Origin of the sequence: Roseomonas marmotae, assembly GCF_017654485.1 — a bacterium.
Classification (GTDB): Bacteria; Pseudomonadota; Alphaproteobacteria; order Acetobacterales; family Acetobacteraceae; genus Pseudoroseomonas; species Pseudoroseomonas marmotae.
This window is the reverse complement of sequence record NZ_CP061091.1, coordinates 1,965,181-1,984,942: the sequence shown is the minus strand read 5'-3', so window position 1 is coordinate 1,984,942 and position 19,762 is coordinate 1,965,181. Positions and strand designations below refer to the sequence as shown.

The following is a 19,762-nucleotide window of genomic DNA, read 5'->3' as shown; positions in this document are numbered from 1 at the left end:
TAGTCACATGGATATGGCCCGTCGCCGGCCTTTCGGCCAGAAATACGCCTTCGTGGTCCTTGGCGTGACCTTCGTGGCGCTGCTGGCGGCGGCCGGGCTCCGCGCCACCCCAGGCGTGCTGATCCTGCCGCTGGAGGAAGCCTTCGGCTGGGGGCGCTCCACCACCGCCCTCTCCGCCGGCATCGGCATCTTCCTCTATGGCATGGTCGGCCCCTTCGCGGCAGCGCTGATGGCGAGCTTCGGCCTGCGCCGCACCGTGCTGGGCGCGCTGGCACTGATGACGGCCTCCACCTTCGCCAGCAGCTTCATGAGCGAGCCCTGGCACCTGATCCTGAGCTGGGGCGTGTTTTCCGGCATCGGCAGCGGCGCCGTGGCCATGGTGCTGGGCGCCACCATCACCAACCGCTGGTTCACCACGCATCGCGGGCTGGTCATGGGCGTGCTGACCGCCAGCACCGCCACCGGCAGCCTGGTCTTCCTGCCCCTCCTCGCCTCCCTGGCCGAGGCGGGAGGATGGCGCCCGGTGGTGCTGACCGTCTCGGCCGCCATCGCCGCCGTCATCCCCCTGGTCTGGTGGCTGGTGCCGGAGCGGCCGGGCTCGATCGGGCTGGTGCCCTATGGCGCGGCGCCCGGTACCCCGCCCCCGCCGCCGCCCCAGGGCATGCTGGCTGCCGCCTTCGGCAGCCTGAGCCGCGCCGCGCGCACCCGCAGCTTCTGGTACCTCTTCGCCACCTTCTATATCTGCGGCTTCACCACCAACGGTCTGGTGGGGACGCATCTCATCGCCCTTTGCAGCGACATGGGCATCCCGGAGGTGCGGGCGGCCAGCCTGCTGGCGCTGATGGGCATCTTCGACCTCATCGGCACCACCCTCTCCGGCTGGCTGACCGACCGCTACGACCCGCGCAAGCTGCTCTTCGTCTATTACGGGCTGCGCGGCCTTTCGCTGATCTACCTGCCCTATTCCGATTTCTCGCTCTACAGCCTGACCTTCTTCGCCGTCTTCTACGGGCTGGACTGGATCGCCACGGTGCCGCCCACCCTGCGTCTGGCGACCGAGGCCTTCGGGGAACGCGACGCGCCCGTGGTCTTCGGCTGGATCGCCGCCGGCCACCAGATCGGCGCCGCCAGCGCCGCCCTGCTGGGCGGGCTGCTGCGCGACACCCAGGGCAGCTACCTGGAGATGTTCATCCTGGCAGGCATGACCGGCCTGGTGGCCGCCGGCCTCTCCCTGGCCATCCGCCGCCACCGCGTGGTGGCTGTGCCGGCCTGAGCATGGGGCGGCTGGACAGTACCCGCCGCCCTGCCCACCATGCCCATCATCCCAGTGAGATTTGCGTCCCCATGCTCTTCGACTTCGCCGAGACCTCGGCCAGGAACCGCTACAAGCTGCTGATCTCGACCATCGTGCCACGGCCCATCGCCTGGGCGGTGACGCAGGATGCGCGGGGCGTGGTCAATGCGGCGCCTTTCTCCTTCTTCAACGCCCTGTCGAGCAATCCGCCCGTGCTGGGACTCAGCATCGGCGGCGCGGACGTGGAGGAGGACAAGGACACGCTGGCCAATATCAAGGCCACGGGCCAGTTCGTCGTCTGCCTGGTGCCGGAGCGCGCGGCGCATGCGATGACCGTCACCGCCATCGACCTGCCGCCACATGTGGACGAGTTGGCCGAGGCCGGACTGACGCCGGTGCCGAGCCGGATGGTGAAGCCGCCGCGCATCGCGGAAAGCCCGGTGGCTTTCGAGTGCGAAACGCATCAGCTGGTGCCGCTTGGCGGCAATACGCTGGTGCTGGGCCGCATCCTCGCCATGCATATCGACGACGACTGCATGCTGGATGCCGAAAAGTGTTACGTGGATACGCCGAAGCTCGGGCTCATCGGCCGCATGCATGGTGGCGGCGGCTATCTGCGCGCCCGGGAGGATCTGAACATCCCGCGCATTCCGCTGGCGGAATGGGAAGCCCGGCACAAGGGATGAAAGCTTGGCGCCCCCGCCCGGCGCGACGGCCGGGCGGGGGCGCATGCAGGATCAGTCGCCGGCGACGGCGCGCAGGCGCGGCGCCTTCGCCGCGTCGATCAGTTCCTGGTACAGGTCCACATAGTCCTGCGCCATGCGGCGCGCCGTGAAGCGCTGGTCAAAGCGGTTGCGCACACGCCCGCGGTCCAGTTCCGGGACGCGCTTCAGCGCGGCCAGCGCCTCTTCTTCCGTCTCCACGATGAAGCCGGTGAGGCCGTCTTCCATCACTTCCGGCACTGAGCCATGGCGGAAGGCGATGACGGGCGTGCCGCAGGCCATCGCCTCGATCATCACCAGGCCGAAAGGCTCGGGCCAGCGAATCGGGAACAGCAGCGCCTGGGCGCCGGAGAGGAATTCCGGCTTCTGATCGTCGTTGATCTCACCGATGAACTCGACATTCCCCACGGAGAGGAGCGGCTTGATCTCGGTGTCGAAATAGGCCTTGTCCGCATTATCGACCTTGGCGGCGACCTTCAGCTTCATGCCGGCGGCGGCGGCGATGCGGATGGCGCGGTCCAGCCCCTTCTCCGGCGAGACACGGCCGAGGAAGGCAAGGTAGTCGCGCTTCATCTCCAGCGGCCGCAGCCGGTCCGCGGGCATGCCGTGCAGGATGGTGCGCGCCCAGTTCAGCTGCGGGATCGGCAGCCGCTGGTGGTCGGAGATGGAGACGAAGGGCGTATGCGCGTAGGTGCCGTAGATCTCGTTGAATTCCGGCAGGTCCAGGCGGCCGTGCAGCGTGGTCAGGAAGGGCGTGCGCTGGCGGTCCAGCAGGCCGAGCGGGAAATAGTCGATATGGGAATGGATGACGTCGAACTCATCCGCGCGGCGCCCGACGCGCTCCACCATCCGCATGTAATGCGCCACCCAGTCCTTCACAGTCGGGTCCAGGCGCAGCGCCTCCGGCCGCATCGCGGCGAGCTTCGCGCTGGTGATCGAATCGCCGCTGGCGAAGAGAGTCACTTCGTGCCCCATCGCGACCAGTTCCTCGGTCAGCGAATGCACCACCCGCTCAGTACCGCCATAGAGTTTCGGCGGCACCGCCTCGAACAGCGGAGCAATCTGAGCAATACGCATCAACAGCGATCCTTTTCCACGACCCGCCGCAGTCGCGGGACGCATGAACTCGGATGATACCGGATGGATGGGCCTGTCTTACCCGGCCCTGAAGCCCCCCGGTACCCCAGCGGACCCTATAGAAATCGAATATGGCGGAATTTGGCCGGGGGCGTGACGTTTCTGTCCCGGATCGCTTGCGGCCGCGCCCCGGTCATTGCGCGATGGCGGCGTATTTTCGCCCGATTCCTCTGTCCCTATGGCTTTGAAACAGCCTCGCCAGGGCGCCACGCATGTCCCGTCTCATCGTCGTCTCCAACCGCGTTGCCCCGATCACGGAGGGCGAACCCACGGCCGGCGGCCTCGCCGCCGGAGTCATGGACGCGTTGCGCCAGAAAGGCGGGCGATGGTTCGGCTGGAGCGGCCATGTGGTGCCGGACATCGTCACGCCGCCCCTGCCGGTGGTGGAACAGCGCGCCGGCCCCATCAGCCTCTACACCACCGACCTCAACCAGCGGGACTACGACGACTATTACCGCGGCTTCTCCAACGGAACGCTTTGGCCGGTCTTCCATTACCAGACAGACCTCGCGCGCTTCGACTGGACGGAGTTCGAGGGCTACAGGCGCGTCAACCGCCATTTCGCCGAGTGCCTCAGCGGCTTCATGGCGCCGCAGGACGTGGTCTGGGTGCATGACTACCACCTGCTCTGCCTGGCCGAGGCATTGCGGGAACGTGGCGCGCGCAACCGCATCGGCCTGTTCCTGCATACGCCCTTCCCGGCGCCGGCGGTGATGATGAACATCCCCGCGCATGCCGAGCTGCTGACGGCGATGTGCCAGTACGACCTGATCGGCTTCCAGACTGAGGCCGACCGGCTGGCATTTTCGGATTACCTGGTGCGGGAGATGGGCGCGTCTTCCCTGCCGGATGGCGTGCTCTCCGTTGGCGGGCGCAGCATCCGCACCGGTGTCTATCCGATCGGCGTGCATGTCGACATGCTGCGGGCCGAGGCCGAGGCGGCCGCCGAGTGCCCGCAGTTGCAGGCGCTGCGTGCCTCACTCGGCCAGCGCGCGCTGATCATGAGCGTGGACCGACTGGATTATTCCAAGGGATTACCACAGCGCTTCAGTGCCTATGAACGCTTCCTGGCGGAGAATCCCTCCTGGCATGGCGGCGTGGAATTCGCGCAGATCGCCGTGCCCTCCCGCTCCGACGTGCAGGCCTACCAGGAGATCCGGCGCCAGCTGGAAGGCGAGGCCGGGCGCATCAACGGCCGCTTCGCCGAGCTGGACTGGACGCCGCTGCGCTACCTCAACCGCAGCTTCGCGCGGCGGGAGCTGATGCCGCTCTTCGCCACCGCCCAGGTGGGTCTGGTGACGCCGCTGCGCGACGGCATGAACCTCGTGGCCAAGGAATATGTCGCGGCGCAGGACCCGGCCGCACCGGGCGTGCTCGTGCTCTCCCGCTTCGCCGGCGCGGCGCGGGAGCTGGATGCGGCGCTGCTGGTCAATCCGCACGACGAGAAAGCCATGGCCGATGCCCTCGCCCGCGCCCTGTCCATGTCCGTGGAGGAGCGGCGGGAGCGGCACGCGGCCATGATGGCGGTGATGCGCCTCAACAGCCTGGAACGCTGGCGCGACCGCTTCGAGGCCGACCTGCGCCAGCCGGCGGCGCTGGACAGCGCGGCCTGACGCCCCAGGTAGGGAACTCGGTCAGGAAAGGCCGCCTCGGGTGGAAAACGGACCTGTTCCGCCGCTTCAGCGGGGACCGCGTCGAACTCGAAGAAGAATGCGTCTTCTGCCTGGAGGGCATGGCACGATGGTAAGCACACATAGCGGCTCCTGCCACTGCGGCGGCATCAGGTTCAGCGTGGCACATGATCCGGTCGAGCTGACGACCTGCGACTGCTCGCTCTGCGTCAAGCGCAATGCCCTGATGGCGAAGGTACCGGAAGCTGCCTTGCGCATCGACCAGGGTGAGCACCTGCTCACCCTCTATGAATGGAACAGCAGGCGTGCGAAGCACTACTTCTGCCAGCGCTGCGGCATCTATGTGTTTCACCGCAAGCGCGCAGCCCCAGACCATTTCGGCGTCAACATCTTCTGCCTCGACGGGTTCGACGTGACGTCCCTTCCTGTTCGGGCCACTGAAGGTATCGGCATGACGCTGGTGTGCGAGGAACCGCGCGCGGAATGGCCCGGCCCCCGCGAGCCGCAACATGCAGCAGGCTGATAACCCATGCCGATGCGCTGAGGCGCCGGGGCCAGCAATGACTGCTATGGGTCGGAAGCCGTCCGCCTGACTGGGTTTTCGCCCTGGGCGGGAGGCTGGCGGAACAGGTAGTCGGCCGGCAGGCCGAGACGCAGGCAGGATTGCACCGGGGCGCTGGAATGCAGCGGCACCCGGTCCGCCGTGGCGCAGATGCGCCGCACCAGCGCTGCCTGCCAGGGCCGCAGGCCGAATTTCGGCCCCAGCCCGAGCCTTTCGCGCAGCCAGCCCGGCGTCGCCTCCACCGCTGCGCGCAGCAGCAGGCCCTGCAGGGGGCGCAGCGGCGCCGGAAGCACGGCTGCGCCACGCATCAGTGCCAGGAACTCGAAGACGATGGGCGACGGCTCCAGCCTCGGGCGCATGGCGTCGAACAGCGTCTCTCGCTCCTCCTCGGAACGGGGCGCATCCACCGCGCCGTAGAGGCGGGCGACGGGAATGCTCTCGTCATAGAGCCGGTCCAGCTCGGCCCGGCTCATGGGGCGGACATAGCGGTGATAGGCCTCGGCGAAGCCGAAGCTGGCGGTCGCCTGCACCCAGGTCAGCAGTTCCGGGTCATCGGCGCGGTAGGCCCGGCCGTCCGGGGTCTCTCCCCGCACCCGCGCATGCATCCGTCCCACGCCCGCGATCATCGCCTGCGCCCGGCTGCGGGCGCCATAGACCGTGATCATGGCGGCCAGGCCGGTGCGCTGCAGCCGCCGCACCGGCGCGGCGCGGAAGGATGAATGTTCCCAGACGCCGCTCCGCACCCCCGGCTCCGCCAGTTCCAGGATCACCGCCGTCACCCCACCGATGAAGAGCGTGACGGGATTCTTGTAGATGCGCCAGGAGACGGAACTGGCCGGCACCAGCGCCGGCTCGCCCGGCGGCTGGCTGAAGTCGAAACCCGGCCCGTCGCTGGGGCGCAGGAACGCCTCGGCCATATGGTCCAGACGCCGGATGAGCGAACCCGGCAGGGACAGGGGAACAGCCTGGGCAGCGCTGGTCATGCCTTCTCCTCAAACGGTGATGCCACAGCAAGGCCTGGGGCGCCGGCCGGGTTGCCGGAGCCTCTAGGCACCAGGAGGACGGCGGGGCAAATTGGCGGCATGCGTGTTTATCTTGCCGGACCCGACGTCTTCCTCCCCGATGCCGCCGCGATCGGCACGGCCAAGAAGGCCATCTGTGCCCGCCATGACCTGACCGGAGTCTTCCCGCTCGATGCGATCGAGGATGTGGCCTCGGCCGCCGCGCCCGAGCACTTCATGCAGATCTACTGGCAGAACGAGGCGCATATCCGCAGCTGCGATGCGCTGATCGCCAACCTCACCCCCTTCCGCGGCCCCTCGGCCGATGTGGGGACGATCTATGAGCTTGGTCTCATGCGGGGGCTGGGGCGGCCGGTCTTCGGCTACACCAACGCCGCCCTGCCCTTCCGTGAGCGCACCCTGCGGTTTCTGGGCGACGCGGCCGTGCGGCGGGCGGAGGATGACTGGGAGGATGCGGAGGGCCTGCATCTCGAGAATTTCAGCCTGCACGACAACCTCATGATCGACGGCGGCATCCGTGCCTGCGGCGGAAAGGTGATCGCGCGCGCGGTGCCTGAGGAAGATCGCTGGACCGATATGGCTGCTTTCGAGGAATGCGTGGCCGCGCTGGCGGCGAAGCTGCGGAACTGAGGCGACCCGCCCTGGCATGCGGGGCCGGGCTGCGGCACAAGGGGGGGCCGCGTCTCAGGGAAGCAAGCCACATGACCAGCCGGAGCCCCGTCGTCTCATCTCAGCGCGAGGCGACGCCGGCCAGCTCGACTTTCTCGCCGCTCCGGCATCCGTCCTTCCGGCTGCTCTGGATCGCGAGCCTGGCCAGCAATACCGGCATCTGGGTGCAGAACACCGGTGCGGGCTGGCTCATGACCAGCCTCGCGCCCTCCCCCATCATGGTCAGCCTGGTGCAGACGGCCTCGATGCTGCCGATCTTCCTGCTGGCGCTGCCGGCCGGGGCCATCGCCGATATCCTGGACCGCCGGCGCCACCTGATCATGGCGCAGGGCTGGATGTGCATCATGGGCGCGCTGCTGTGCCTCCTGACCGCCCTGCACATGATCGGCCCCTGGGGGCTGCTGGCGATCACCTTCTCCATCGGCATCGGCAGCGCCATGAACTCGCCTGCCTGGCAGGCGACGACGCCGGAGCTGGTGCCGCGGCACGACCTGACCCAGGCCATCGTGCTGAACAGCATCGGCTTCAACATCGCCCGCTCCATCGGGCCGGCGCTGGGCGGCTTCATCATCGGGCTGGCGGGTACCGAGGCGGCCTTCGCCTTCAACGCCGTCTGCTTCCTGGTGCTGATCATGGCCCTGATCGCCTGGAAGCCGGAGGCGCCGCGCAACACGCTGCCGAAGGAGCATTTCCTGTCCGCGATGCGGGCGGGGATGCGCTTCGTGGGGGCCTCTCCCCTCATGCGGACCATCATCCTGCGGTCGGTGGTCTATGTCTTCTTCAGCGCCGCTGTCTGGGGCCTGCTGCCGCTGCTGGTGCGCTACCGTCTGGAGTTGGGACCCGAGGCCTACGGCCTGCTGCTGGGCGCCATGGGCGTCGGCGCCGTCTGCGGCGGGCTGGCGATGACGCGGCTGCGCCGGAGGATGGGCGCCAATGGCATGGTCTTCATGGCCACGCTGCTGAGCGTCGCCGCCCTGCTGATGCTGGGCCTGGCACGGCACTGGGCGCTGGCCGGGGGCGGCATGCTGCTCTACGGCGCCTCCTGGATCATTGCCACCTCCACCATGCAGGCCCAGGCGCAGATGATCGCGCCGACCTGGGTGCGGGCCCGCGCCATCGGCATCTATCAGCTCTCCTTCAACGGCATGCTGGCGCTGGGGGCGACCCTGGCGGGCTGGCTGGGCGACATGGTGGGCGTGCACTGGGCGCTGCTGGGCTCCGGCATCGGCGGGCTGGTCGCGGGCGTGGCGGTGCGCGCGGTGCGGCTGGAGGGGCCCATGGCGCGGGAGGTCCCCAGCGCGACCATTCCGGTGCCCGAGGCTCCGGCGCCGGAACTGGCCGGGCTGCTGGCCAGGGACCGGGGCCGGGTGCTGGAAGGGGTGCGCTACTGCATCGACCCCACCAACCGCGCCGAGTTCCTGGCGGCCATGGCGGATCTGCGGCGGGTGCGGCTGCGAAGCGGCGCCCTCTGGTGGAAACTCTATGAGGATGTCGCGCATCCCGAGTTCTGGGTGGAATTCTGGTCGGTGGAAAGCTGGACCGAGCATCTGCGGGAGATGAGCCGGCTGGAGCCGGACGACCGTGCGGCCATCGCCCGCGCCACAGCCCTGCACCGCGGCGAGACCCCGCCCCAGGCCTTCCGCTACCTGGCCCAGGATCCCTGAACGACGCAGGGCAGCCATTCTTGAGCTTGGCAGGACTTGGCAAGCCGCAGGGGGCAACCCTCATTCCAGAGGCAGCGTTTAACGCGCCAGAGCATGGAGACTGAAATCATGGCCCTTCGTAAGTCCCCCAACGACCTCGGCGAGAATGCCAAGAAGACGTCGATCAACGTCCTGAACGGCGTCCTGGTCGATACCATCGACCTGACCAACAGCGTCCGCATGGCCCATTGGACGATGCGCGGCCCCAACTTCATCGGCCTGCACACCATGCTGGAGGGTTTCTACAACGACCTGTTCCAGTTCGGTGACGACATCGCCGAGCGCCTGGTGCAGCTGGGCGGCACGCCGGACGGCACGAGCCAGATCGTGGCGGAGAAGACCCGCCTGAAGGCCTATCCGCGTGACGTGACCTACACCATGAAGCATGTCGAGGAGCTGGTGGAGCGCTTCGCCGCCAATGCCAAGACGGTGCGCGCGGGCATCGAGGCTACCGAGGAAGCCGGCGATGCCGATACCGCCGACCTGCTGACCGAGGTCTCCCGCGACCTCGACAAGAAGCTGTGGATGCTGGAAGCGCATACCGGCAACGCCGAGAATTGAGGAGCTGATCCGGGGCGCCGGAGTGCGCTCCGGGTTGCGGTTCCCCCCCCTCCGCCGCTACCGTGCGGCGCGAGGGGTGTGAACAAGACATGAACGATCTCTTCGGCGGCAAGGGTGCCAAAGCCCCTGCCCAAGCAAGCTATTCCGCCAAGGACATCGAGGTCCTCGAAGGTCTGGAGCCAGTCCGGCGCCGGCCGGGCATGTATATCGGCGGCACCGACGAGAACGCCCTGCACCATCTGGCTGCGGAGGTGCTGGACAACGCCATGGACGAGGCGGTGGCAGGCCATGCCGACCGCATCGAAATGTCATTGGAAGCCGGCAATGTGCTGGTGGTGCGCGACAACGGGCGCGGCATCCCGGTGGACCCGCATCCGAAATTCCCCAAGCTCTCGGCGCTGGAGGTTATCCTCACCACCCTGCATTCGGGCGGCAAGTTCTCCGGCAAGGCCTATGACACCTCTGGCGGCCTGCACGGCGTCGGCAGTTCAGTGGTCAACGCGCTTTCCGAGACGCTCCAGGTGGAGGTGGCGCGTGACCGCACGCTGTTCACCCAGAGCTATGCGCGCGGCAAGCCGACCACGAAGCTGAAGAATGCCGGCGCGGTCCATAACCGGCGCGGCACCACCATCCGCTTCAAGCCGGACCCCGAGATCTTCGGCAGCCAGCAGTTCTCGGCCACGCGGCTGTTCAGGCTCTGCCGGTCCAAGGCCTACCTCTACCGGGGCGTCGAGATCCGCTGGTCCTGTGACCCGGCGTTGATCAAGGATGACACCCCCAGCAATGCCACCCTGCACTTCCCGGGTGGGTTGCTGGACTTCCTGGCGGCCTCGGTCGAGGGGCAGGCCACCGTCATTCCCGCCCCCTGGGCCGGCGACGCCACCTTTCCCAAGGGTGCGGGCCGGATGGAATGGGCCGTCACCTGGACGGAGCGTGGCGACGGCTTCGTGCATACCTATGCCAATACCATCCCGACCCCGCAGGGCGGCACGCATGAGGCCGGTCTGCGCGCGGCGCTGGTGAAGGGCCTGCGCGCCTATGGCGAACTGAAGAAGGAGAAGCGGGCCGCCAACGTCACCGCCGAGGATGTCTTCGGCGGGCTTGCGGGCATGCTCTCGGTCTTCATCCGCGACCCCCAGTTCCAGGGGCAGACCAAGGACAAGCTGACCAGCCCCGAGGCCAGCAGGCTGGTCGAGGCCGGGCTGCGCGACCATTTCGACCACTGGCTGGCCGGCGACCCCGCCACCGCCGACAACCTGCTGGCCTTCGCGATGGAGCGCGCCGAGGAGCGCATCCGCCGCCGGGAACAGAAGGATACGCCACGCAAGAGCGCCACGCGCCGGCTGCGCCTGCCCGGCAAGCTGGCCGACTGCGCCCGCGAGGCGGCCGAAGGCACCGAGCTGTTCCTGGTGGAGGGCGATTCGGCCGGTGGCTCGGCCAAGCAGGCGCGGGACCGCGAGACCCAGGCCGTGCTACCCCTGCGCGGCAAGATCCTGAACGTGGCCTCCGCCAGCGCGGATAAGCTTCGGCAGAACCAGGAGCTGAAGGACCTGATCGAGGCGCTGGGCTGCGGCGCCGGGGACCGCTTCGACATCAGCCGCCTGCGCTATGGCCGCATCATCATCATGACCGATGCCGATGTTGACGGGGCCCATATCGCCACGCTGCTGATGACCTTCTTCTACAAGGAACTGCCGGAGCTGGTGAAGCAGGGCCGCGTGCATCTGGCGCGCCCGCCGCTCTACCGTCTCGCCGCCGGCGGCAAGACCATCTACGCGATGGACGATGCCGAGCGGGAGAAGCTGCTGAAGAAGGCCTTCAAGCCCAATCAGAAGGTCGAGGTCAGCCGCTTCAAGGGCCTGGGCGAGATGCCCGCCGCCTCCCTGAAGGAGACGACGATGGACCCGAAGCGGCGCACGCTACTGAAGGTGGTGCTGCCGCCTGAGGAACGCGCCAGCACCGCCGAGCGGGTGGAGGAGCTGATGGGGCGCAAGCCGGAGCTGCGCTTCCGTTTTATCCAGGAGAATGCGTCGAAGCTGGACCTGGAGGAAGTGGACGCCTGAAGGGCACCACCTTCTCCCGGGGCTTCAGCAGCACCGGGTGAGCTTCCAGCGCGGCCATCGCCACCGCATGGGTCGGCTGCGCCAGCACCGGCCCGCTGGCCACCTCCAGCTCCCAGTCCCCGTTCAGGCGGCTGGGGCCGGTGCGATCGTCGGAGGCCGCGACATCCCGCCCGACGGCGCGTGACAGGGCGGCCACCAGCCGCGCGCCCACCGCGCCGGCGCCGATCTCGCAGCCCCAGAGCAGCAATGCCCCACCGGGGACGATGCCATGGCCGACCCGGGCCAGCTCCGCTGCTCGCCCGGCCAGGGACTCGGGGTCCAGTATTAGGCTGCCCAGCCGCAGCCGCCCGGGCTCGCCTCGGTCGGCGATATGGATGGCCTGTAGCGGTCCGAATTCCTCCGCCACCTCGGCCAGTTGGGTCAGCCCGTCCCGCTTCGGGTCCAGGACCAGCACGGCGACGCCCGGTTGGGCGCCCGCCAGCAGGCGGCCCCAGCCTTCCAGGCGCGGGTCCAATACGAGAAGCTGCGTGTTGCGCGACATGATGTTCTCCCCCTTTTGGGTGCCCTGCATCATGCGCCTCTCCTCCTTGCCAAACCGTCAATCATCACCCAGGCAAATTCACGGCGAAGCCCGGGGTTGCGGCGCGGCGGCTTCGGGGGCATCCCGCGCCGCATGCATGACGTCGCTCAGGCCACCAGCCTTGCCCTTTCCCTGATCCTGGACGGCGATGCGGAGCTGCTGCAGATCGTGCTGCTTTCGCTCCGTGTCTCCGGCTCCGCGGCGGCAGTGGCCTTCCTGGCGGGTCTGCCCATCGCCCTGATACTGACGGCCAACCGCTTCCGGGGGCGGGACACGCTTCTGCTGCTGGCCAATGCCGCCCTGGGCCTGCCGCCGGTGGTGGTCGGCCTGGTCTGCTACCTCCTGCTCTCCCGCAGCGGACCGCTGGGGAGCCTGGGCTGGCTCTTCACCCCTTTCGCCATGGGCATGGCACAGACCATCCTGGCGCTGCCCATCGTGGTGGCGCTGGCCAGCCGCGCCCTGGCGCCTTTCTGGAACGAGCACCGGGACGCCCTGGCCATCGATGGCGCCGGATTCTGGCAATGCCTCTGGCAGCTGACGCGCATGGCGCAGTCGCCGCTGGTCACGGTCTTCCTGGCCGCCTTTGGCCGGGCCATCGCAGAGGTCGGCGCCATCCTGATCGTCGGCGGCAATATCCGCGGGGAAACCCGCACCATGACCACCGCCATCGCGCTGGAGACGCAGAAGGGCGACCTGCCCATGGCGCTGGCGCTGGGCCTGCTGCTGCTGCTGCTCTGCCTGGGCGTCAGCATGGTGACACTGCTGCTCGGCCGGCGGGCATAGGCTGCCCAAAGGGCGTTCAGGCCCCGTTCCGGAACTCGTGAATAAATCGACACAGTCTCTCCCTGCACACGGGATGGAGAGCTATCCTGCGCGCTGAAGGCGGGCCACCCGGCCCTGAAGGAGACGACATCATGCTGAACCGCCGCCTGCTGCTGTCAGCCACTGCCGCCCTGCCGCTGGCGAGGCCCCACCTGGCCCGTGCCCAGTCCATGCCGAAGATCACCATCGGCATGTCCGGCTGGACCGGCTTCGCGCCGCTGACCCTGGCCGAGCAGGCCGGTCTGTTCAAGGCGGCCGGGGTCGAGGTCGAGACCCGCTTCGTGCCGCAGGTGCAGCGCAACCTGGCGCTGGCCAGCGGCGCGCTGAACTGTGTCGTCACGACCGTGGACACCATGATCCTCTGGGCCAGCACCATGCCGCTGGTGCAGGTTCTGGTGCTGGACAAGTCCCGGGGCGGCGACGGTGTGGCGGTGCGGCCGAATATCGGCGGCTGGTCCGACATGAAGGGCAAGACCTTCGCGGTCGACGGTGCCGGCACCACGCCTTATTTCGTGCTGGCCTACATGCTGCGGGAGAACGGCATCTCCATCAAGGACGTCAAGACCGCCACCCTGGCGCCGCAGCCGGCCGCGCAGGCTTTCGTCGCCGGGCAGTTCGACGGCTGCTCGACCTACGAGCCCTATCTCTCCTCCATCCGCACCCTGCCCGCCGACAAGGGCCGCATCCTGGCGACCACCACGGATCATCCCTGCGTCGTGGATACCCTGGCCTTCACGCCGGATTTCATCGCCAAGAATGAGGATGCGGTGCGGGCCGTGGTGAAGGGCTGGAACGCCGCCCTGGAGATGATCCAGAACGAGCCGGACAAGTCCTTCGAGATCATGGGCAAGCGCGTGAACCAGTCCGCCGAGGCCTTCAAGGCCAGCGCCGGGTTCATCGACTGGCAGGACGCGGCGGAGAACAAGGCCTATGTGGCCGGCGGGCTGCAGGAGTTCATGGCCAAGGCCCTGGAAGTGCAGAAGGAGACGGGGGTCGTGCGCGGCTCGCCCGATCTTTCCAAGCTTCTGGACACGCGCTTCGTTGGCTGAAGGCGCGCGGGGGCACCCTGCCCCCGCCCGTTCAGGAGCCGGGGCGGGACAGCGGGCAGCCACCCGGCCCGCTCCCGTGCCGGCCGCGGCCTCCCTCACCATGCGCCTTGCCACATTCCCGCGCTGCAACCCGAACCCGCCGATATACCGACGGGAATCCCGGATGCTCCGAGAGCTTATCCGTGGCATGGGGCGGCAGCCTGACTCCTTCCTGCCGAGGTCTCGACCCTGGAACCGCTAAAACCTGTCTCCCCCGCCGCGCGCGTTGTCCTCGGCCTGGGGTTCTTCGTCCTGTTCATCGGCCTCTGGGGGCTCGCCACCTATGGCGGCTTCGTGCAGCCGCTCTTCCTGGCATCGCCCGGGCAGGCGCTGATGTCTGGCTGGACGCTCTTCACCGAATACGGCTTCATCGGCGATGTCGGCATGACCATCTGGCGCGTGCTGGGCGGCTTCCTGCTGGCCGCCATCGTCGCGGTGCCGCTGGGGCTGCTGATGGGCGCCTACAAGCCGGTTGAAGCCTTCTTCGAGCCCTTCATCTCCTTCGCCCGCTATCTTCCGGCCTCGGCCTTCATTCCGCTGCTGATCCTCTGGGCCGGCGTGGGGGAGGCGCAGAAGCTCTCCGTCATCATCATCGGCTCCGTCTTCCAGATCGTCATCATGGTGGCCGTGATCGCCGGCGCCACGCGGGTCGATCTGGTGGAGGCCGCCTATACGCTGGGCGCGCGCAGCCGCGGCATCCTGCGGCGCGTCATCATTCCCGCCGCCGCGCCGCAGGTGATGGAGGCGCTGCGCCTGGTGCTGGGCTGGGCCTGGACCTACGTGATCGTGGCCGAGTTGATCGGCGCGCAGAGCGGCATCGGCCACATGATCATGGACAGCCAGCGGCTGCTGGATACCGGGCAGATGATCTTCGGCATCGTCGTCATCGGCCTGATCGGCTTGGTGACTGACTTCCTCTTCAAGGCGCTGAACCGGCGCCTCTTCCGCTGGGCTGCCCTGTCATGACCCTGACGATCCGCGGCCTGACCCGCACCTTCCCTGGCCAGGGCAAGACCGCGCCGACCCTGGCGCTGCGGCCGACCGACCTGGACGTGGCGCCGGGCGAGTTCGTCTCCATCCTCGGCCCTTCCGGCTGCGGCAAGTCCACGATGCTGCGCATCGTCGCCGGGCTGGACCGGCCCAGCGGCGGCAGCGTCACACTGAATGGCCGCACGGTCTCGGGGCCGGGGCGGGACCGGGGGATGGTGTTCCAGTCCTATACGCTCTTCCCCTGGCTGACGGTGCGGCAGAACATCGAGTTCGGCCTGCGGGAGCGGAAGCTGCCGGAGGACGAGATCCGCGCTATCTCGGCCAAGTTCATCGCCCGCACGGGGCTGGTGGGCTTCGAGGACCATTGGCCACGCCAGCTCTCCGGCGGCATGCAGCAGCGCACCGCCCTGGCCCGCGCCCTGGCCAATGACCCGGAGGTGCTGCTGCTGGACGAGCCCTTCGGCGCGCTGGATCACCAGACGCGGGAACTGATGCAGGAACTGCTGCTGGAGGTCTGGGAGGCGGATAGCGCGGGTGCGCGCAAGACCGTGCTCTTCGTCACCCATGATATCGACGAGGCCATCTTCCTCGCCAACCGCGTGCTGGTGATGTCGGCCCGCCCGGGGCGGATCAAGGCGGAACTGCCGGTCCCCCTGCCCTATCCGCGCGACTGGACGGTCAAGACCAGCCCGGTCTTCGCCGAGCTGAAGGCACGGCTGATGGCCGAGATCCGCGAGGAGGTGCGCAAGGCCGCCATCGGCTGAACGCGCGTCCCTCTGGACGGGATGGGGGGCTCGCCCCCACTCTCCGCCCCATCATGCCCATTCCCGACAGCATCCCCCGCGTCGCGCTGGTCACCGGCGCGGCCAAGCGCCTGGGCCGGGCCAGCGCCCTGGCCCTGGCCGGCGCCGGCTTCGACATCGCCATCCATCACCGCGCCAGCGCCGCGGAGGCCGAGGAGACGCGGCAGGCCATCGCCGCCCTCGGCCTCCGCGCCGTGGTATTGCAGGCCGACCTGGCGCGGGAGGAGGAGACGAACCGCCTCCTGCCCGAGGCCAGCGCCGCGCTGGGGCCTGTCGGCGTGCTGGTGAACAACGCTTCCGCGTTCCAGCGGGACGAATGGCACGATGCGACGCGGGAGAGCTGGGACCGGCATCTGGAGCCCAATCTGCGCGCGCCCTTCGTGCTGATGCAGGCTTTCGCCCGGGCCCTGCCGGGCGGGGCCGAGGGCGTGGTGATCAATATGCTGGACCAGCGTGTCTGGTCCCTGACCCCGCATTTCGTCAGCTACAGCGTCTCCAAGGCCGCACTCTGGGCCCTGACGCAGAGCATGGCCCTGGCCCTGGCGCCACGCATCCGCGTCAATGGCATCGGGCCAGGCCCGGCCATGCGCACCCCCGGCCAGAGCCCGGAGCATTTTGCCCGGCAGAATGCGAGCGTCCCCCTGGGCCACGGAACCAGCCCGGAGGAGGTGGCGGCGGCCGTGCTGAGCATCCTGCGCCTGCCCTCCATGACCGGGCAGATGATCGCGCTGGACGGCGGTCAGCACCTGCAATGGTCCCCTACCCGGCCGCCGGAGACAGCCTGATGAGCAGTTATGAACCCGATGCCCGCGCCGGCCTGCGGCGTGTCTTCGTGCGTCGGCTGGCGGTGCAGGCGCGCCTTGGCATCTATGAGCACGAACAGGCCCCTCAGTCGGTGCTGATCGATATTGAGCTACTGGCCGAGGATGATGCCGCGCCGCATGGCGTGGGAGAGGATCGGTTCGAGCGTGTGGTGGATTACGAGGCGGTGGTGAACCGGGCCCGCGCCATCGCCACCGCCGGGCATGTGCTACTGGCGGAAACCCTGGCCGAACGGATCGCCATGGCCGTCCTGGCCGACCCCCGGGTACGGGCCGCGCGCGTGACGGTTGAAAAGCCGGATATCATCTCCGATGCCGCTGGCGTGGGCGTGACGGTGGAGCGGCTGCGGGCGCCCTGATCCATCCACCGGTGCGGGAGACGCGGCAGCGCCCTTCAGTGACACGGAGGGCGCATGCGGACCAATCAGCGAGGAGCCTTGATTTTGCTAGGTTCTTCTGAATTTCAATGGCTTAGCTTCTGTGCCTAGAGCTTGGGCAAAGCTTTGTAACGCCAGGAAGACCGCCGCTTTCCGCCATTGATCCCCTGGATTTCCCCAGGCTTATCCACATGAGCGGTGGGTAACTTCAAGGAGTGGCAGTCTCTCGGAAATCCACCGGCATCCGCGATGATGCGGACAGGAGATTCAGGAGGCATCCGGCAGGCGGTCAGGGCTGGGATCTTGTCCACGGCGCGTCCCGGGCTATCCGCCCTATGTCCACAGACCTGTCCACGAGAATGGTGGAAAACCCCGGCCTTGGCTGTATGCCGCCAGGCCGGAAAGGGGCGCCGTGACCGCCAAGCAGGGGTTGGGCACATTTGCCCCGCGACGATCCACATCTTCATCCACGGAAACGGTGGATAACGGAGCCGTTACCTCAGCGCCCGGCACGCTGCTGCGATGCAAAACATGGGGCTTGCGTGGAAATCATCCACCGCCGCGCGTGGCACGCCCAAAACCCCGCCTTCGTCAATGCCATTCATGAACTTGACATCTCAAGGTCACAAAAGAACCAGCTAACCCTTTGATTTTCATTAGCAGGCTTGAATGCCCAAAGGATGGGCACCATCGTGTGAATGGCAGATGGCCGCGGATTTCCTGTCATTCACCCGCCCACGTCCACAGAGTTATCCACACCTTCGGTGGAAAACCTCACGTTCCCTTTTTGCCCCTTGAGCCCTGCCGGGCACCGTGATTGATCCCCCTCATGCAGAGCCCTGACGCACCGCCCGCCGAGGAAGCCATTGCCGCGGAAGGAACTCCCCTTCAGGGCGTCGCGGTGATCGAGGCCGCGCTGCAGCATATGCCCGCCGCCCCTGGCGTCTACCGGATGCTCGATGCCAAGGGGGATGCCCTTTATGTGGGCAAGGCGCGCGACCTGAAGAAGCGCGTGGTCGCTTATACCCAGATCGCCCGGCTGCCGGAGCGGCTGCGGCGCATGGTCGCCGGCACCCGGCGCATGGAGATCGTGACCACCGGCAGCGAGGCCGAGGCGCTGCTGCTGGAAGCCAACCTCATCAAGCGGCTGCGCCCGCGCTTCAACATCCTCTTGCGGGACGACAAGTCCTACCCGTGGCTTCTGCTGACCGAGGATCACGACTACCCCATGATCGGCAAGCATCGGGGGGAGAAGCAGAAGGGCGCCAGCTATTTCGGCCCCTTCGCCAGTGCCTGGGCGGTGAACCAGACCATCACGGCCCTGCAGCGCGTCTTCCTGCTCCGCTCCTGCCGCGACACCGTCTTCGCCAGCCGGGACCGGCCCTGCCTGCTCTATCAGATCAAGCGCTGCTCGGCGCCCTGCGTGGAGCGGATCAGCCGGGAGGACTATGCCGGGCTGGTCCGGCAGGCCAAGCAGTTCCTCTCCGGCGAGACGCCGAGCATCCAGAAGAAGCTGGCCGCCGAGATGGAGCAGGCGGCCGAGGCGCTGGAATTCGAGCGCGCCGCCAGCATCCGCGACCGTATCCGTGGCCTGACGCATATCCAGGGGCAGAACAGCATCAACCTGGAAGGCGTGGGCGACGCGGATGTGGTGGCGCTGCACCAGGCTGCCGGGCAGAGCTGCGTGCAGGTCTTCTTCTTCCGGGGGGGGCGCAACAACGGCAATCGCAGCTTCTTCCCCAGCCATGCCAAGGATGATGCCGGGCCAGAGGATGTGCTGACCGCCTTCCTCTCCCAGCTCTATGACGACCTTCCGCCACCGCCACTGGTCCTGCTCTCCCACAGCCTGCCCGAGGCAGGGCTGATCTCCGAGGCGCTGTCGATCAAGGCCGGGCGCAGGGTGGAGCTGCATCACCCCCAGCGCGGCGAAAAGCGCGTGGCGGTGGAGCATGCCGCCATCAACGCGCGGGAGGCGCTGGAGCGCCATCTGGCCGAGAGCACTGCCCAGGCGAGCCTGCTCGAGGGTGTGCGGACGCTCTTCGACCTGTCGGATTCGCCGAGGCGGATCGAGATCTATGACAACAGCCATATCCAGGGCAGCCATGCCTATGGCGTGATGGTCGTCGCCGGCCCGGAGGGCTTCATGAAGGGCGCCTACCGAAAATACGCCATACGAGGCGAGACAGGGCTGGTGCGGAATGGCAGCCGCGCCGCCCCGGCCGAGGGCGGGGACATCGTCAGCGCCGAGGATGGCGAGGCCGTGCCCCTGCCCGGCATCGGCGAGGGACGCTCGCCGATCCCCGGCGGCCTGGGCCGCGCGCCGATGGGCGGCGGCTCCCGCGCCGCCAGCGGCGGGGGCGACGACTTCGCGATGATGCGGGAGGTCTTCGAGCGCCGCTTCGGCAAGGCCCTGAAGGAGGATCCGGAGCGCAGCGGCGAGGGCTGGCCCGACCTGGTGCTGATCGATGGCGGCGCCGGCCAGCTCTCTGCCGCACGCGCCATCATGGCGGAGCTGGGGCTGGAAGACCTGCCGATGGTGGCCGTAGCAAAGGGCCCCGACCGCGACGCCGGGCGCGAATGGTTCCACCGTGAGGGCCATCCGCCGTTCCAGCTGCCGCCGCGCGACCCTGTTCTCTATTATTTGCAGCGCCTGCGGGACGAGGCCCACCGCTTCGCCATCACCACCCACCGCGCCGGCCGCAGCAAGAGCCTGACCCGCAGCGAGCTGGACGAGATCCCCGGCGTGGGCAGCGCCATCAAGCGGCGGCTGCTCAACCATTTCGGCTCGGCGCGCGGGGTACGGCAGGCCGGATTGAACGACCTGAACAACTGCCCGGGCATCGGCCCGGCCATGGCCACGCGCATCCATGAGCATTTCCACCCTGGCGCGACAGGTCCGAATTTGGGAAAGGGCTGA

The 19,762-nt window shown here is 68.1% G+C and carries 18 protein-coding genes; 15 read left to right on the top strand and 3 right to left on the bottom strand.

All coding sequences use genetic code 11. From position 1 onward, the window contains the following. Positions 1–7: 7 nt before the first annotated feature. Together IAI58_RS09385 and IAI58_RS09380 are read left to right on the top strand one after the other, a co-directional pair. Entirely contained in the window at positions 8–1,273 is a 1,266-nt protein-coding gene (locus IAI58_RS09385; RefSeq protein WP_207449453.1) for an MFS transporter, read from the top strand. Positions 1,274–1,344: 71 nt separating this feature from the next. Beyond that, on the top strand, positions 1,345–1,980 hold the full coding sequence (locus tag IAI58_RS09380) for a flavin reductase family protein (protein WP_207449456.1): 636 nt from the start codon (positions 1,345–1,347) through the stop codon (positions 1,978–1,980). A gap of 51 nt (positions 1,981–2,031) precedes the next feature. On the opposite strand, the gene IAI58_RS09375 is transcribed toward IAI58_RS09380, so the two are convergent. Further along, the gene (locus tag IAI58_RS09375; RefSeq protein WP_207449458.1) at positions 2,032–3,093 is read right to left on the bottom strand and encodes a glycosyltransferase family 4 protein; all 1,062 of its coding nucleotides are present in this window, start codon (positions 3,091–3,093) and stop codon (positions 2,032–2,034) included. Between the two features lie 272 nt (positions 3,094–3,365). Here IAI58_RS09375 and otsA point away from each other — a divergent pair, with 272 nt between their 5' ends. Together otsA and IAI58_RS09365 are read left to right on the top strand one after the other, a co-directional pair. Continuing rightward, positions 3,366–4,766 (top strand): alpha,alpha-trehalose-phosphate synthase (UDP-forming), encoded by a 1,401-nt coding sequence (otsA, locus tag IAI58_RS09370; RefSeq protein ID WP_207449460.1) that lies wholly within the window; start codon positions 3,366–3,368, stop codon positions 4,764–4,766. 127 nt (positions 4,767–4,893) lie between these two features. Then, the gene (locus tag IAI58_RS09365; protein ID WP_207449462.1) at positions 4,894–5,307 is read left to right on the top strand and encodes a GFA family protein; all 414 of its coding nucleotides are present in this window, start codon (positions 4,894–4,896) and stop codon (positions 5,305–5,307) included. A gap of 44 nt (positions 5,308–5,351) precedes the next feature. On the opposite strand, the gene IAI58_RS09360 is transcribed toward IAI58_RS09365, so the two are convergent. Continuing rightward, on the bottom strand, positions 5,352–6,329 hold the full coding sequence (locus IAI58_RS09360) for an oxygenase MpaB family protein (protein ID WP_207449464.1): 978 nt from the start codon (positions 6,327–6,329) through the stop codon (positions 5,352–5,354). Between the two features lie 99 nt (positions 6,330–6,428). Here IAI58_RS09360 and IAI58_RS09355 point away from each other — a divergent pair, with 99 nt between their 5' ends. From IAI58_RS09355 to parE, 4 genes are all read left to right on the top strand, one after another. Continuing rightward, positions 6,429–6,998, top strand: a complete 570-nt coding sequence (locus IAI58_RS09355; protein WP_207449466.1) for a nucleoside 2-deoxyribosyltransferase — start codon at positions 6,429–6,431, stop codon at positions 6,996–6,998. 71 nt (positions 6,999–7,069) lie between these two features. Next, positions 7,070–8,701: an MFS transporter gene (locus IAI58_RS09350; RefSeq protein WP_207449468.1), complete on the top strand. Its 1,632-nt coding sequence runs from the start codon at positions 7,070–7,072 to the stop codon at positions 8,699–8,701. Between the two features lie 93 nt (positions 8,702–8,794). Continuing rightward, positions 8,795–9,301: a DNA starvation/stationary phase protection protein Dps gene (gene dps / locus IAI58_RS09345; protein ID WP_207449470.1), complete on the top strand. Its 507-nt coding sequence runs from the start codon at positions 8,795–8,797 to the stop codon at positions 9,299–9,301. An 89-nt stretch (positions 9,302–9,390) separates the two neighbouring features. Further along, the gene (parE, locus tag IAI58_RS09340; protein WP_208775920.1) at positions 9,391–11,364 is read left to right on the top strand and encodes a DNA topoisomerase IV subunit B; all 1,974 of its coding nucleotides are present in this window, start codon (positions 9,391–9,393) and stop codon (positions 11,362–11,364) included. Here the strand turns inward: parE and IAI58_RS09335 are convergent. Then, complete coding sequence (locus IAI58_RS09335; RefSeq protein WP_207449474.1) at positions 11,315–11,938, bottom strand: DUF4347 domain-containing protein; 624 nt, start codon at positions 11,936–11,938, stop codon at positions 11,315–11,317. The genes parE and IAI58_RS09335 overlap by 50 nt on opposite strands. A gap of 99 nt (positions 11,939–12,037) precedes the next feature. Here IAI58_RS09335 and IAI58_RS09330 point away from each other — a divergent pair, with 99 nt between their 5' ends. From IAI58_RS09330 to uvrC, 7 genes are all read left to right on the top strand, one after another. Then, entirely contained in the window at positions 12,038–12,727 is a 690-nt protein-coding gene (locus IAI58_RS09330) for an ABC transporter permease (protein ID WP_207449476.1), read from the top strand. 131 nt (positions 12,728–12,858) lie between these two features. After that, the gene (locus IAI58_RS09325) at positions 12,859–13,815 is read left to right on the top strand and encodes an ABC transporter substrate-binding protein (RefSeq protein WP_207449478.1); all 957 of its coding nucleotides are present in this window, start codon (positions 12,859–12,861) and stop codon (positions 13,813–13,815) included. Between the two features lie 333 nt (positions 13,816–14,148). Continuing rightward, complete coding sequence (locus IAI58_RS09320; RefSeq protein ID WP_237182831.1) at positions 14,149–14,820, top strand: ABC transporter permease; 672 nt, start codon at positions 14,149–14,151, stop codon at positions 14,818–14,820. Further along, entirely contained in the window at positions 14,817–15,608 is a 792-nt protein-coding gene (locus IAI58_RS09315; protein WP_207449480.1) for an ABC transporter ATP-binding protein, read from the top strand. Before IAI58_RS09320 ends, IAI58_RS09315 begins: the two co-directional genes overlap by 4 nt. 53 nt (positions 15,609–15,661) lie before the next feature. Next, on the top strand, positions 15,662–16,432 hold the full coding sequence (locus IAI58_RS09310) for an SDR family oxidoreductase (protein ID WP_207449482.1): 771 nt from the start codon (positions 15,662–15,664) through the stop codon (positions 16,430–16,432). Further along, on the top strand, positions 16,432–16,827 hold the full coding sequence (locus tag IAI58_RS09305) for a dihydroneopterin aldolase (RefSeq protein ID WP_207449484.1): 396 nt from the start codon (positions 16,432–16,434) through the stop codon (positions 16,825–16,827). The genes IAI58_RS09310 and IAI58_RS09305 overlap by 1 nt, the downstream gene beginning before the upstream one ends. An 847-nt stretch (positions 16,828–17,674) precedes the next feature. Continuing rightward, positions 17,675–19,762: an excinuclease ABC subunit UvrC gene (gene uvrC / locus IAI58_RS09300; protein WP_207449486.1), complete on the top strand. Its 2,088-nt coding sequence runs from the start codon at positions 17,675–17,677 to the stop codon at positions 19,760–19,762.